Genomic DNA, 13,473 nt, shown 5'->3' on the forward strand with positions numbered 1-13,473 from the left:
CAATCCTCCATTCTTATTTCTGACCGTCCATGCAAAGTTACCAGCCGGACGGTCTTTCCTGTCTTTCTACTCTTCGGAACGCTTCATAATCATTTTAATACATTTTGTCATGACCCAGAGTGCATCTCCAACTCCGCCCAGATAAGCTTGTTCCGTTTTCTCTGCCTCTCCATCCAAAAACGCATTCACATAAGCCTGAACGGCTTCCCGGTCCTGATCTGGCAAATCATTGATAATCCGTTCTCCCTGTTCTATAATTTTCTTCGTGTCCTCTGTACATACGTCCTTTATCACAATATCCAGACGCTCCGTTAAAAACATTTTAATCAATTCTTTCAATGACATATACACTGTCCTCTGATAACATAGTATTTTAAATTCAGGATGCCTGCTGCATTTCTTCCACAAGTTTTGCGATTCCATCATATCCCGGTCTAATTCTTTTTCCTGTTTCCGTATCTTCCAAAACATCCTGTTTCCAACGATAAATGTACACGCTATCCGACAACCGCTCATTCTCCGCAACGTCACTGATATTAATATCAGATACCATGCGTGAAAGCCACCTTACATCATAGCTTCCATCATATTTGACTAACAGTACTTCATGAATACTGGAAGGCAAAATCACCAAATCGCTCTGCTTCCATACTGCATACTCTTTCAATGCATCTCCATATATCATGCAAGACGCTCCATAAGCGCTCACATTGTTGCTTAAAACGATTAGCTCCTCTGACTCGTTATCTTTCGTACTGTCCAGCATCTCCAAAACTTTTTCCTGTTCCTTCGGATCCGGAATGTCACACATTACGATTCTTCTTAAAAGATGATCCAAAGAATCTGACTTCGCAGGACATCTAAGACATGTATTTTCATAAGCCATTCTCCATAAATCCTGTAAATTTATTTCCCAATGTTCCAAAAGTTTCTTTGAAATTCTTATACTCACCCCCATCTCATCCGATTGGCCAAACTGCACCACAAAAATAACAGCCAGATTCATAACCGGAATATGTGCCAATGACTGCAATTCTTTTTCATTCATCCTGCCATTGATAATACGAAATACAATTTGATTTTTCACAGAGTCAAAATCTACCATACTCCACTTTGCCATCTCTACAACCTGATCCATTCTTCCTCTATTCATTACTAATCTCCTTTCTCTACGCTGCCACTGGTTTTGACTTCCGCAACCCACTCATAGCATCCCGGTAATGTTCCGGAAGCATCTGACTGATATCACTCAGATTGTACCTTGCCAGAACCGTTTCCATAGAAACTCCAGTGCGCTGCAGTTCTTTTTCCAAATCCCCACGCATCTTTTTTGATAACTGCGCTTTTGCCTGCTCCGGTGTCCCTGTAATTTTTTCATTTGATACAGCATGTTTCTGCTGGTGCATTTCATAAACCGAAACGCCCTTACTATTACAAATCACCAGTCCGCTTATTTCACGTTTCTCATCGTAAGTAATAGATTCCACGCGAAAACGTTCTCTTGTGACATAACGCTTGCCATCATAACTGATTTCCACCCTTTCAGCCGGAATCCAGATAAACGGGGCTGAATACAGTTCTCTGCCAATCCCCCAATTAAAACACGCACGTTTAAAACTGTCTGATGCCTGGCCTTTTTCCTTCTCTGCCGTGCTTTCTGTACCGATATCCTGCTTGGAAATCCACTGTTGCTTTTCTGCATCCCAAACATCCACTGTGCAGAACAGCTTCCCTCCAATTTCCTGATGTGTCCGACGCCACCCAAATTCCGTGAAGGTTTCATCTAAAATACGCTGATCGACTCTGGCATCCTTATACAAGAGCAGGCTCAGACCTCGTTCTCCAATCGTTCCAACCCTGCATTCAATTTCATCTGCATTCATTAACCGAATCATTTTTATCCTCCTTCTGCATCTGCAGCAAAGACGGCCTGACAGGTGTTTTTTCCATCAGACCGTCTTTATATTCGTTGCTTTGCTCCGCTTCCTCTGGCATGCGTCCTTCTTCCTTATAGCTGTAGTATCCAGATTCTCCCACAATGATATGGTCGATCAGGCCAATTCCCAGAATCTGTCCTGCATTCCACATCCGTTTTGTAATTTTATCATCATCCAGACTTGGACTCACATCCCCAGACGGATGATTATGAACGCAAATGATATAAGCGGAATTATTCAGAATTGCAAGCTTAAAGATTTCCTTCATATCTATGTAGCAATAATTCAATCCACCCACAGCTGCAATCTCCGCAGCCTGAATTTCCAGCTTGCTATCCATGGTCATGACAAGTACCATCTCCCGGTGTGCCCGTTCAAACATAGGCATTACCATTTCCGCAGCCTCTTCTGGTGTACGAAAACGGCTAGTTCCATATAACCGTCGGCTCTCCTTTACCATCTCTAAATGCACAATACCAACCTTCTTTTTCGGAATAGGCCGATCCAACATTGCATCCAAGCGTTCCTTCTGTGACATCTTTCTCATTTTGTATCTCCTTTCTCCGAACGTGCTGCATGCACGTTCTTGATCTGCATGGCAACAAAAATAGAGGCAGGACTGACATTTTTTATCAATCCTGCCTCTATCTATTTGCCTTGTTTCTTATGATTCACATAAATAATATATATCTGAAATCATAGGTAACACGTTTTTATATTCTTCTACAGTTTTAACTGATATCCTGCATCCAGATATTTCTGCAGTTCCCTTTTCGCATTCACACTTGCCTGATAATTTTTTCTATCATCCGAAGCAATATACGCACCAACTGCTATAACAATTGCAATTGGAAATGCAAATCGAAATCTGCCCGTTAAAAAGAAACCAATTACAACACAAATAACTGCTCCCAGTTTCATATTGTTTAATTCTGTTTTACGTTCATCCAACAAGGATGCTTCACGAATCGTTGAAGATATTCTTTCACTTACCCTCTTATCTAACTCTTCCAGCAAATCACTTTTCTTTAATCCGCTGTATTCTGTCGCAATCACCTTATTCCGCAATTCCAAAAGTTCTTTCTCATTTTTGCACGTTTTTATCAAATATTCTACTTGATCTACAATAGCATTCTTAGTTCTGAGTTTTTCCACAGAACTTAATACATCTTTACGTGTGTCTTGCTTCTCCGGTGTTTCTTCTTTCTTGTCTACCGGAATATCTTCAAAACTCATTATTTTATCATTAGTGCTCATACTGAATTTCCCCCTCATTTAAATACTTTTTCTCCAGTGCTTTTACCATGGCAACATAGGTATCTTTACAATTCTCATAATCCTTTGTTTCAAGCATTCCTAAACATGGATTCAAATACTGTTTCCAGATACCCAAATAAATCTGATCCTTATCTTCTTTTTGATTAATAATATCAACGATTTGAGGAGCTGTTACGTAATACTCTTTAATTAACTCTTTGCCATCCTCACATTCCATCAAATAATGATCACGGAACTGTCTGAACATCGTCAGTTCATAGCAATTATCTGCCTTATGGAAAGAATCACACACCGCTGTTGTTATATAACATCCTCCACTGCTTCCGTATGTCTTATTGTTGATTTCTTCTGCAGAATGAGACTGCAAATAAGTTAAAACCTTTTTTGCCCCATCAATTCCACACACATCGGCATACTGAATAAATTTTAAAGCCTGGTCATAATCATTCTTTACAGAGTTACTTCCACCCTCATCTTTTCCCTGGCACAGCGTCTTTCCTTCCCAATACAAAGCAAATGGTGAAAGTGCATTTAAAGCCTTTTTACTAATTTCATGCAAATAATCCTTATCCTTTTTGAAAAATGCTACATTATCCTGAATTAATAAATGATCAATATATCCCCAGGCATAAGAGCAGCCTTCTTCTGCGGCATTGATAAGCAATTCTCCGGCAAGATCAGAATCCTGCAGCGTTCCATAGCCATTTAAACAACAGATTCCAATAATACAATCATATATACGGTTCGTTCCGCACTGACCAGCAATTGCATCAAACAAACGCTTATTATCCTCATTTTTTATTCTCTGGACATAATACTGAATATACCGTTCCTCAGCCACCATACTGCCTTCTGTAATCATTTTTGTAACTGCATCCAGATTACCATTTGAGAAAGCTGTTTCTACACGCTTTGCATCTGCTAAATTCTTATCACCCTTTTTCTTTACCTCTGCATTTCGATTCGCCTCTTCTGCCTCTACTTTTAAATAATCCGTTTTCTTTTTCTGCAGTTCCTGCAGTTTTGCAGATAAATCATAATGAAGTTCCGCGCTTTTCTTTGATAATATCTCTATTTTCTTTTTTACTTCTGCAGAATTTCCTTCTGGCAGTTTTAAAGCATCTTCTACCATCTGCTTCTTCTGCTCATCTACAATATTTCCAATTTTTTCCTTTATACAAAAGAAATCTGCAAGTTCCAAAATTTCATCAGTAAGCTGCTTATTATCAACAAATTCCTTGCCAACAAACGCAAGTTCTGAACCGCTCGTCAACAATGGCGATGCTTTTTGCAACAAAGATACTACATTTTTTAAAATATCATTTTTATTTTTTACATACTTTTGTACATTCTCTGCCAGTGCCAAAACTTCTTTATTCCAGACAGCATAATCGACATATTTTTGCTTGAATTCATTTTTATATATTACTATATAAGTATCTTCCGCATCATATGTCACGCTTCTATAATCTCGCAGAAACGTTTCCAGAACAGATGGATCATTGTATAACTTATTTAATCTTTTTTCGAGTTCCACCTGATTTCCAACTTGGGAAATTCCTGTCTTAATAGAGTTTATTGCTCCAGAAGCCATATTAGATAGCCCAGCCGCAGCCATTCCGCCTAAAGCACCTTCAAAACCAAAACCACCTGCAAGCATACGAGTGTTCCCGCCTGTTTGCATTTTCCGGATTTCCTTACCAATTACCTCCTGTGAAAGACTCTGTATAGTATTCTCACTTGCATTAGCAAGACATTCCAGTTTTTCTTCTAATGGTGGATGAATTGTCATTCGTCTTTTAATTTCAGCAATATCATAATTTACAATTCCAGAAGCAATCAGCAATTTTACTACGCTTTCACAAAGCTTGTCCACATACTCATCATATAAAGGAAGCGCCTTGCTGAAAAATGTTTCAACGCCTTTCACTTCGGCCTTATACTTCTCGGTAAATTCAACATTCAACCTGGAATATTCATCCCATAAATACTGATGGACATTAATTGACCGGATAATATCTTTATTATATTTGATCTCATACTTGTCCAAATGAAAAACCCACTGGTCACCATGCAAATGTCGTTGAGCCATCATAGCTACTTTTTCATTTGTGAGTAATGAAATCCCAGCATCTTCAATATCCAGCGCACCTAATTCCTCATCTAACACATTATTGCACCCTGTTGCTTCCATCGTTTGCTTCTTAGGAATCTTCTTTTCTGATGCCTTCTGTAAATCTGGCACATCAGAAAAATCCAGCTTCCCACCACAGTACATACAAAATTTGCCAATATTACTTATTTCTTTTCCACAATGCGGACAAAACATCTTTATCTCTCCTCAGCATCTTTTATGATTTTTCTCAACCAACGCTCTGTATAGCCATATTTCATTGCTAACTGTCTTATATTTTTCCCATCATATTCCAACTGTATTTTTTCTGCTATATATTGTGAAGAATACAGCTTATTAGGGAAAACGACTTGCTGGCCTTTAAAATTTGCATGAATCGTTCTTGCAATTTCCTCACCCGCAATTTCAGCAATCTCTCTGTAGATTCCAGCCATTCCGTAACCAGCTTGTTTCTTCTCTGCCAAATATGCTCATCTCCTTTTAGTTCCAATATATCACTCTCTTTCTGAATAATCTTCCTACATACTTCCAATGAACTATACCTCAATAAAATACCATATAAATAGAAAACCAGATGCTTACCTGCTATAAATACAGGCAAACATCTGGCATAATAAGTTATAGTATTATTTTATTTTTTCAATATAGGCTCTGATTACTTTTACATTTTCCTTTTCATATACATTCAATGTATTTTCATCAAAATCATCCGGCTCTACCGTGCCAGTATACCAGGACTTAGAATCAAAATATGCCTGCAACTGAGAATCTTTAAATCTCCTATGATGCCTTGCATAAATTTCATTTACCGCATATCGCAATTCGTCCTGGCTCAGACCAGATAATTCATGATCTGTTATGTAGGCAGTATCGCTATCAGGAAATATAAAAGTCTGATCTCCAGCATCCGATGATGCAGTCTCTTCTATAGTTTCTGGCTTTGTATCTTCTCCACCAAATGCTCCTTCGGTTTCTTCCATTTCTGAAATAACTTCCGTGCTCTCTTCTGTAGGATTCAGACTCGCTTTTGTCTGATTCGTTTCATAATCATCCGTTTCGACTATTTCACAGGAATCGAGGATTTCTTGGAAAATCAAGTCCTGTGCCATTGGAGACATTACTGTTATATCTTCGGCCAAAACATAAAGCTGCCCTTTACAATAAACTGTAAGAATATATACTGTCGATGTGGTTTTTCCGCACACTTCTTTCAGATAATCTCCAACCTGTGCATCGTAAATCCAATTTGTTATGTATTTTCCAGATGCAGCCGGATATCCATCTATGGAAAATGTTTTAACATCTGTTACTTCATCATATCCCTCATCAAGAAGTCCTTCTTCCACAAGCTTTTTCAGGCCCTCTTCTGCATTCTTTTCTGATAAATAATCTGGAATATTGTCCCGAATAATAAACCAGACCTCTCCTATATCAAAAAAGTCATCGTACATTCCATACAGACCATTTTCAACATCTTCCATGTCCGGACAATATGGTATATGCAATCTTAAATTTCCCAATTGCAAATCATCATCTGTATAATTTGATGTAATAATCAAATCATTTCTTGTTTGAAGATAATCTCCCAGCTGAATGAAACCGTTAACGTTTGATGGAAAAGAAAAATAATTATAATTTGTCGCAGTAATATCTACCTTCGTTTTTGTATGTTTAAGTGCATATGTATAAACATTTGCTCCCGTCCTGCTTACATTAAATTCGACTGAAGACTTTCCTGATTTTCCTGATTCTATTGTAATTTCATGTTTTCCCTCTTTCATATATCCGACAAAGGAAAGATTTTTGCTTATATCATTTGTAGCATTTTTTTCCCCATCCAGTAAAATATTGTTTTTTTCATTGCCCTTGTTAGAAAACATACTTTTATCAAAATAAAATCCCAACACCACATCACATAACGAATTTTCTCTTTCTATGAATTCTTCTAGTGTCATATTTTTTTCACTGGATATTGCTTTATCTTCCTTTTTCTCAGAAGATGCTTTACAACCGGATATTACCACTGAAGCTGCTACTATAGAAAGTAATATGCCAACCATTTTTTGTGCTAATCTGCCTTTTTTTCGCATTCTCCTTCTCCCTCCTCAACATCTCCATTCACAATTAATATCAACAATATACCATTCTGATATTGAATAATCTTCCTATATAATTCAGTAGCATAATTCCACAATAATTTGTATATATAAAAGTACCGGACAACCACTGCATCTTTCTACAGTGATTGTCCGATATTTTATCCTACGGTTTCGGCATAAAAATCTGAATCATAATTTTAACAATAATCCAAGGCATCTTCTTTTTCCTCCATAATTTTTCTCTCAGGCTGCTTTCATCATCTCAAACGCCCGGTCAATCAAAACATTTCCATCTACCGTCCGTGAGAAGAGATTTTCTCTGTAGTTTTCGCTCATGCGAAGCGGCCTTGCATGAGTAGCAAAATCCGAAACCGCATTTACAAAACGGTACGCATTCTTTCCTACATGCTGCAAATCTGGCGCTTCGAAATACCGTTCTTTCAAATCTTCCTTTAATTTCAGGACATTCTTGCACTGCTGCTCACTGGCATTAGGGATTAGCGGAAACAATGCATTGATATAATCATATACCTGCTGATCTGCTAATTTCTTTGCTGACAGCTCCTCTACACAGCTTTCCAGTTCTCTCATGTAGGAACTCGCATAGAAAAGCGTATTTCTGGCATCCTGTAGGCGCTGTGTAGGCTCACCGATATGCTTGACAGCCCAGCTTCTCTGTGCTGTCTCCAGCGCCAGATTTAACGTATTCTGGCATACAACCCGGATCGGAGTCATTGCCACTTTAATAGATCCGGTTCCATCATGTGTATTCATAAATACCAGATATGGAGTAATTTCATCTTCTCCTATGACATATTTCTCTGGCAACTTCGCAAGCAGCCAGATTTTCTTTCCACCTTGTAAAGATCCGGCTGTCTCATAAGTTACACCTTCTCCCAGCAATGCATCAGTAAAAGAAAACGCATCCCGGTTCTGTACTACCTTGTAGCGGTCGGATACCACACCCAGAACTGATCTGTCACTCTCACGGATATTTGCACGATATCCGGGGATTCCAAGTCCATTGTTCGTCTGAATAGGCTGCTGGATCACGTTCCAGTCAAGGCCAGATACACGCAAGGCCTCCTTGGAATCCGGTGCTTCTTCCACACAGGTTCCCATGCCGTGCCATGGCTTTGTTCTGGTGTAAAACATAGTCTCCACGTTTGCTGACATATATTCGTCCTCCTTAAAATGAAAGAGACCAGGAACAGATTGTAAACTGTAGGCCTGGTCTCTGCAGGAACTTATTTATTCCTGCTCAGGGAAATAATATATATCTTCACTCTTTGGAAATAGGATTTCCCGGCAGCAAGTCATACAGCGAAAATTCGCTTTGAGAATCTTTAGGATTCGGTTCCCAATAATTTCTTGCCTGAAAAATTATTCGTTCAATAATCCTCTGCATCTGTTTTTGCCGCTCTTTTGTAGCCGTCATATTTTCATGCCGTTTCCTGCCAGTTCTAAAATTCACTGTATTTACAGCAAAATGTACATGAACCCGCAAACTATCCATATCCTTAAGATGTATTCCCCAGAATACCTGAAAACCTTCATTGTAAATATTCCTTGCAAGTTCTCTGGCGACCATTTCACAGCTAATGTGGCACTCCTTAAATTTCATCAGTTCATACCCAGAAAACTCGTAAATTTCGTGATCTACATAACGGCCAACACGCCTCGCCGCTTATAACATAAACGTGCAAGCCTAAAATCACCAATTATTCCATCCGTCCCCAATATATCCAAGCATCCCCATACTCCACATGCCAATAATTCGCCACGTTTGTCCTCCTGTTCCCTGTCCCTCGCAATATAGCGAATGAGATTTCCTACACTTTCCTCTTTGCAATAATTGAACTTACCTGCCTTATTCAGTAAATGACCGTAATCTAATTCGTACATTTCTTCTCCCTCTCCACAATCTCTAAAATTCTTTTTCGTAAATCACAATCTGGATCATTTTGGGCCACATGACAAATTTCATTCAATCGGTCTGCTATTTCCGTATAGGCAGGTAACAGTTCCATATAGTTTAACCTGTCATTTGAATCTGATAAACTCTTTAAAATATACTCACTTAAGGTCATTTTTTTCTTGGTAGCGGCTTTTTCTAATTTTCTTTTTTCTACCGCAGTAACCCTTATATGAATATCTGCCTTTTTTGTATTTTTCATTTTATCTAAAACTCCTTTTTCATAAAATCAATATTAGCATGTACGCGAAACTGAATCTATTTTTAGCATTTTTTATTTCCTGCTTCGATATAAACGTATAGCTAAGCAATTATCATGTGTACACGTTCTGACAATTATTGATATGTTATGACGTGTCATAAATTGTCATTAAGCATCAACATATTCATAATCACAATCATCCACGAAAGGAGATTCCGCATGGAAAACACTAAATACATGACCCTCAAAGAATTCTGTGAACTGACAAAAATCAGCACATCCACCGCCTACCGCTTGATTCGAAACGGCACATTACCTGCCACTAAACTGGTCGGAACCCGGCACTGGAAAATTCCATACAGCGCACTTCCGAACTATGTTCCCGGAAGCATTATCGCTAAATTTTAAATTCTGTTTGTACGCTATAGGCAGACACACTATTGAACAGGCAAACTATCCGTACTCTCTATAAAAGATCCTATACCGCACTAAATTTAATAAAAAATAGAAAAGGCCGTTTTCTCGTACTTTTTCTCCCCGAAAAAACGGCCATATAGGAATTTTAATTTTTTAGTTTCGCTAATTTGCAGTATTTGTGCCGTTTTAACTGGTGCACTTCCATGTTTCTGTCTGCTGTAATCCAACCATATGTCCACTATATAAAGACATTGTTCTAATTTCCCGTGATTGATTTGCAGACCTACACATTCTTAAATATGCAATAATTCCTTTTTGTATCGGTAATAAGTTCCTCTGGAAACCCCAATTACCTTCATGCAATCGGAATCACTCAAATCACCACCAAATGCTTTGGCCCGTTTTTGCATTAACCGTTTAGCCTGAATTTCTTTTTCTGTAGCATAATGCCTGCCTTTTGGGCGGCCTAATACTTTTCCATTAATTCTGGCTGTTTCAATTCCCTCAATGGTTCGCTGACGAAGATCATCAACTTCTTTCTGGGCCTGATCGAATGCAATCTTAATCTGCTCTTTAGCAAGCAGCATCAGATACTTTTCTACAGCTTCCAGGATAACATCCACTTTGGTTCCGGTCTTTGGAATGCAAACCTGCAATGCTCTTCGGTAAACCTCTGTGTTGATATGAGGCTCCTGCAAAAATATGAGTTCAATTCCACTGGCATACAGCTTTTGATATTCTTCAAATCCTTCTTCTGCATCTCGTGCCATTCTGGAAACAGAATCAAAAATAATGATATCTCCAGGCTTTAATTGTTTCAGCAGTTTTCTCCATTTCGGACGATCCAATGTCCGGCCTGTGTAAATCTCCTGAACAATAAGTGCCACCGGATATCTGCGATGAATATTTCTGATCTGCCTGTCAATGTTCTGTCCCGGCGTTGAAATGCGGACATATCCATATAGCATAATCCATCCCCCTGTATAACAAAAAGGATGCATTTTTATTGCACCCTTTTCACAACATTTTCCTATGTCAAATCAGTATCACAGAAACGGTCGTTTTTACAATACTGATTAAAAAGTATAAAGGCCGTTTTTTCGTTTTTTTCAGTACGAGAACACGGCCTTTACAGACTTTTTTATTGTTATGACTATTTAATACCATTCATACATACTCTGTTCTGGAAGATTTATAATCTTATTTTAACAATCAAATGGTATCCTTCCAGCCAGATACAGCGGAACTGCACGTTTATCTTCATTGATACCGCCGTAAGTATTTTTCAGACTGTACACGAAGTCCAAACGTCCTTTATCCAGCAACTTATTAGCTGTTACTGCGATTTCATTTCCACGCTTCACTTCCAGTCCATAGTTTTTATGATTTAACCGACTGCGCACATAGAAATCCAATTCACCGCTGCTTTCCTCATCCGTGCCAAACCACGGGACCTGCCCAGCAATTTCGCGTCTTCTGATACGCTCTAAGAGCATCAGATACACAAAATTCTCACACAGACATCCATCAATGGTCTCCTGCATGGAACCAGTCAGAGAAAGGAAATAATTTGCTATCCCCAGATCCATAAAATAGTACCTGCAGTTTTCCACAATATTCAGGTTATCGCAGTTCACACTCTTACTGCAGTATCCCAGCTGATGAGACAAATAAAGCCAGCTGATGGCATAATTAACCGTCTTTTTCGCAATCCGTCCGCTCTCCTCCTTGAAAATGATGCTTGTCAAATCTGTAATCAGATCTTTTGTACCTTTCTTTTCTTTCAGCATCATCGTTGCTATGGATGAGAAGACCTTTTCAAACGTAGCAGTTTCCAACGGACTCTCAAAATACCGTCCGGATTCCTTCACAAAAATCCTGATAAGTGACTCAATGATATCTGCGCACTGTTCCAGATTCCCAGTCTCCAAATAGGCCTTTACTACCTCTGGATATCCTCCAATGTGAAGATACACATCAAACCAGTGTTTTAGTTCATCATACTGCGCATGATCGGATGCTCCATAGAGGTCAATCGTTTCATACAGTTCACGCTTTCCTGCTGCTTCCAGAAATTCTGCAAATGTAAGAGAGGTCATAGTAAGAGAATCCACATCTCCGGCAGAGAGGAAAAAGTCTTTTTCTCTGGTCTTTCCCAGATAGCTTCCTGTCACGATAAAATCACATTCAAACTCTCTGGCAAACTGACGGATCATAGAATAAACTTTAGATGACTCCTGAATTTCATCAATCACAACAATGGTATCTTTGTTATCCTCAAATTCTCCATGAAATAAAGACAAGGCCTCATGGATCGGACGTTCTTTGCGTTTCATTCCAGGCTGCCATGCCGTTGCCTGTTCGAGACAGGCTAAAAATTCCTGTCCGGAAGTCTGAGCCATATTGACATAAATCTGTACCTTATAATTTTCTTTTGCGAACTTGTCCAGAATAAAGGTCTTACCAACCTGGCGTGCACCTTCCAGTTCCAGAACCTTATGAGTATTTTCCCGCTTCCACTCCAGTAACCTTTTATAAATATCTCGTTTCAGTTCCACGGTATTCAACCCTCCATTATTTATGCTTTCCATTATAGCACATACCTCCCTTATGAATCAAAACCTTTTATTTATGCCCAAAATCACGATACCGATTCATATCAGATGTAGACACAGCTGAAAACCTGACTCCCATAGATAATGAGATACCCCAGTCCCCGTCTCGCCGCCAGAAACTCTCCGATGATCACGCCCACCAGGCACAGTCCCACATTGACCTTCATGTTGCTTAAGATCAGCGGCACGGAGCCGGGAAGAAGCACCTTCGTGAGCACATCCTTTTTGCTGCCGCCCAGCGCGTAGATCAGGCGGATTTTATCCGGGTCCATGGACAAAAATCCAGTGTGTAGCGTCAGGATCGAACCAAACACCGCCACGGAAACCGCCGCCGCGATAATCGTATGCACATGGCTTCCCATCCATACGATCAGCATGGGCGCCAGAGCCGATTTTGGCAGACTGTTCAGCATCACCAGATACGGCTCCAGAATTTCTGAAGCACTGCGGCTGGCCCACAAAAGAACTGCCACGCAGATCCCGGATGCCGTCACAATCGCGAAACTGACGACTGTTTCAAAGAGGGTAATGCCAATGTGCGCGAAGATACTCCCGTCCCGCACCATCTTCCAGAAACAAAAAAGAACTCTGGATGGCGAACTGAATATGAAATCATCGATCATACCCAGTCTTGCGCAGAGTTCCCACAGAGCGAGGAATAATACGAGGAGCATGCTCCGTACGATCCTCACCTTTCTCTTATGCATTTTTTCCTGTTCCATATATGCTTCCTGAAACCGGATTACGGACTGAAGCTGCGAAGGCTTATCTGCCATCTTCCATCCTCCAGTGTTGTCTTCATGATTATCATATGCA

At 39.5% G+C, this 13,473-nt stretch carries 16 protein-coding genes; 1 reads left to right on the forward strand and 15 read right to left on the reverse strand.

Translation table 11 applies throughout. The annotated features are described in order from the left end of the window. Positions 1-66: 66 nt before the first annotated feature. The 12 genes from DWY84_RS01830 to DWY84_RS01885 form a co-directional block, all read right to left on the reverse strand. Positions 67-345, reverse strand: coding sequence for a hypothetical protein (locus DWY84_RS01830; protein ID WP_118530348.1), 279 nt, complete (start codon positions 343-345; stop codon positions 67-69). A gap of 34 nt (positions 346-379) precedes the next feature. Continuing rightward, complete coding sequence (locus tag DWY84_RS01835) at positions 380-1,153, reverse strand: DUF5688 family protein (RefSeq protein WP_118530349.1); 774 nt, start codon at positions 1,151-1,153, stop codon at positions 380-382. A 16-nt stretch (positions 1,154-1,169) separates the two neighbouring features. After that, positions 1,170-1,895 carry a hypothetical protein gene (locus DWY84_RS17650; protein ID WP_243024709.1) on the reverse strand — a complete coding sequence of 242 codons (726 nt, stop codon included), beginning with the start codon at positions 1,893-1,895 and terminating at the stop codon, positions 1,170-1,172. After that, positions 1,870-2,484, reverse strand: a complete 615-nt coding sequence (locus DWY84_RS01845) for a JAB domain-containing protein (RefSeq protein WP_118530350.1) — start codon at positions 2,482-2,484, stop codon at positions 1,870-1,872. The genes DWY84_RS17650 and DWY84_RS01845 overlap by 26 nt, the downstream gene beginning before the upstream one ends. 176 nt (positions 2,485-2,660) lie before the next feature. Next, positions 2,661-3,194: a hypothetical protein gene (locus DWY84_RS01850; protein ID WP_118530352.1), complete on the reverse strand. Its 534-nt coding sequence runs from the start codon at positions 3,192-3,194 to the stop codon at positions 2,661-2,663. After that, on the reverse strand, positions 3,184-5,544 hold the full coding sequence (locus DWY84_RS01855) for a zinc ribbon domain-containing protein (protein ID WP_118530353.1): 2,361 nt from the start codon (positions 5,542-5,544) through the stop codon (positions 3,184-3,186). Before DWY84_RS01855 ends, DWY84_RS01850 begins: the two co-directional genes overlap by 11 nt. 2 nt (positions 5,545-5,546) lie before the next feature. Then, positions 5,547-5,813 carry a Mor transcription activator family protein gene (locus tag DWY84_RS01860; RefSeq protein WP_243024710.1) on the reverse strand — a complete coding sequence of 89 codons (267 nt, stop codon included), beginning with the start codon at positions 5,811-5,813 and terminating at the stop codon, positions 5,547-5,549. A 162-nt stretch (positions 5,814-5,975) separates the two neighbouring features. After that, on the reverse strand, positions 5,976-7,439 hold the full coding sequence (locus DWY84_RS01865; protein WP_118530354.1) for a YARHG domain-containing protein: 1,464 nt from the start codon (positions 7,437-7,439) through the stop codon (positions 5,976-5,978). Positions 7,440-7,691: 252 nt separating this feature from the next. After that, the gene (locus tag DWY84_RS01870) at positions 7,692-8,624 is read right to left on the reverse strand and encodes a DUF932 domain-containing protein (protein ID WP_118530356.1); all 933 of its coding nucleotides are present in this window, start codon (positions 8,622-8,624) and stop codon (positions 7,692-7,694) included. 106 nt (positions 8,625-8,730) lie between these two features. Then, positions 8,731-9,072: a relaxase/mobilization nuclease domain-containing protein gene (locus tag DWY84_RS01875; RefSeq protein WP_118530357.1), complete on the reverse strand. Its 342-nt coding sequence runs from the start codon at positions 9,070-9,072 to the stop codon at positions 8,731-8,733. Positions 9,073-9,107: 35 nt separating this feature from the next. Continuing rightward, a complete protein-coding gene (locus DWY84_RS01880) occupies positions 9,108-9,353 on the reverse strand; it encodes a hypothetical protein (protein ID WP_118530358.1) in 246 nt (81 codons plus the stop codon). Continuing rightward, entirely contained in the window at positions 9,341-9,625 is a 285-nt protein-coding gene (locus DWY84_RS01885) for a hypothetical protein (RefSeq protein ID WP_118530360.1), read from the reverse strand. The genes DWY84_RS01880 and DWY84_RS01885 overlap by 13 nt, the downstream gene beginning before the upstream one ends. Positions 9,626-9,844: 219 nt before the next feature. Here DWY84_RS01885 and DWY84_RS01890 point away from each other — a divergent pair, with 219 nt between their 5' ends. Further along, on the forward strand, positions 9,845-10,033 hold the full coding sequence (locus DWY84_RS01890) for a helix-turn-helix domain-containing protein (protein ID WP_118530361.1): 189 nt from the start codon (positions 9,845-9,847) through the stop codon (positions 10,031-10,033). Positions 10,034-10,335: 302 nt separating this feature from the next. Here DWY84_RS01890 and DWY84_RS01895 read toward each other — a convergent pair whose 3' ends face one another. The 3 genes from DWY84_RS01895 to DWY84_RS01905 all read right to left on the reverse strand — a co-directional run bounded on the left by DWY84_RS01895 (position 10,336) and on the right by DWY84_RS01905 (position 13,433). Further along, positions 10,336-11,010, reverse strand: coding sequence for a recombinase family protein (locus DWY84_RS01895; RefSeq protein ID WP_118530363.1), 675 nt, complete (start codon positions 11,008-11,010; stop codon positions 10,336-10,338). A 237-nt stretch (positions 11,011-11,247) separates the two neighbouring features. Further along, on the reverse strand, positions 11,248-12,600 hold the full coding sequence (locus tag DWY84_RS01900) for an AAA family ATPase (protein WP_118530581.1): 1,353 nt from the start codon (positions 12,598-12,600) through the stop codon (positions 11,248-11,250). A 101-nt stretch (positions 12,601-12,701) separates the two neighbouring features. Continuing rightward, complete coding sequence (locus DWY84_RS01905; protein ID WP_118530364.1) at positions 12,702-13,433, reverse strand: ABC transporter permease; 732 nt, start codon at positions 13,431-13,433, stop codon at positions 12,702-12,704. Between the last annotated feature and the right edge of the window lie 40 nt (positions 13,434-13,473).

Origin of the sequence: Clostridium sp. AF27-2AA (assembly GCF_003478505.1) — a bacterium.
GTDB lineage: Bacteria > Bacillota > Clostridia > Lachnospirales > Lachnospiraceae > Brotaphodocola.

Coding starts and splice junctions, on each gene's coding strand:
- DWY84_RS01830 (WP_118530348.1), bottom strand. CDS start 345: ATGTCATTGAAAGAATTGATTAAAATGTTTTTAACGGAGCGTCTGGAT.
- DWY84_RS01835 (WP_118530349.1), bottom strand. CDS start 1,153: ATGAATAGAGGAAGAATGGATCAGGTTGTAGAGATGGCAAAGTGGAGT.
- DWY84_RS17650 (WP_243024709.1), bottom strand. CDS start 1,895: ATGATTCGGTTAATGAATGCAGATGAAATTGAATGCAGGGTTGGAACG.
- DWY84_RS01845 (WP_118530350.1), bottom strand. CDS start 2,484: ATGAGAAAGATGTCACAGAAGGAACGCTTGGATGCAATGTTGGATCGG.
- DWY84_RS01850 (WP_118530352.1), bottom strand. CDS start 3,194: ATGAGCACTAATGATAAAATAATGAGTTTTGAAGATATTCCGGTAGAC.
- DWY84_RS01855 (WP_118530353.1), bottom strand. CDS start 5,544: ATGTTTTGTCCGCATTGTGGAAAAGAAATAAGTAATATTGGCAAATTT.
- DWY84_RS01865 (WP_118530354.1), bottom strand. CDS start 7,439: ATGCGAAAAAAAGGCAGATTAGCACAAAAAATGGTTGGCATATTACTT.
- DWY84_RS01870 (WP_118530356.1), bottom strand. CDS start 8,624: ATGTCAGCAAACGTGGAGACTATGTTTTACACCAGAACAAAGCCATGG.
- DWY84_RS01875 (WP_118530357.1), bottom strand. CDS start 9,072: ATGAAATTTAAGGAGTGCCACATTAGCTGTGAAATGGTCGCCAGAGAA.
- DWY84_RS01880 (WP_118530358.1), bottom strand. CDS start 9,353: ATGTACGAATTAGATTACGGTCATTTACTGAATAAGGCAGGTAAGTTC.
- DWY84_RS01885 (WP_118530360.1), bottom strand. CDS start 9,625: ATGAAAAATACAAAAAAGGCAGATATTCATATAAGGGTTACTGCGGTA.
- DWY84_RS01890 (WP_118530361.1), top strand. CDS start 9,845: ATGGAAAACACTAAATACATGACCCTCAAAGAATTCTGTGAACTGACA.
- DWY84_RS01895 (WP_118530363.1), bottom strand. CDS start 11,010: ATGCTATATGGATATGTCCGCATTTCAACGCCGGGACAGAACATTGAC.
- DWY84_RS01905 (WP_118530364.1), bottom strand. CDS start 13,433: ATGGCAGATAAGCCTTCGCAGCTTCAGTCCGTAATCCGGTTTCAGGAA.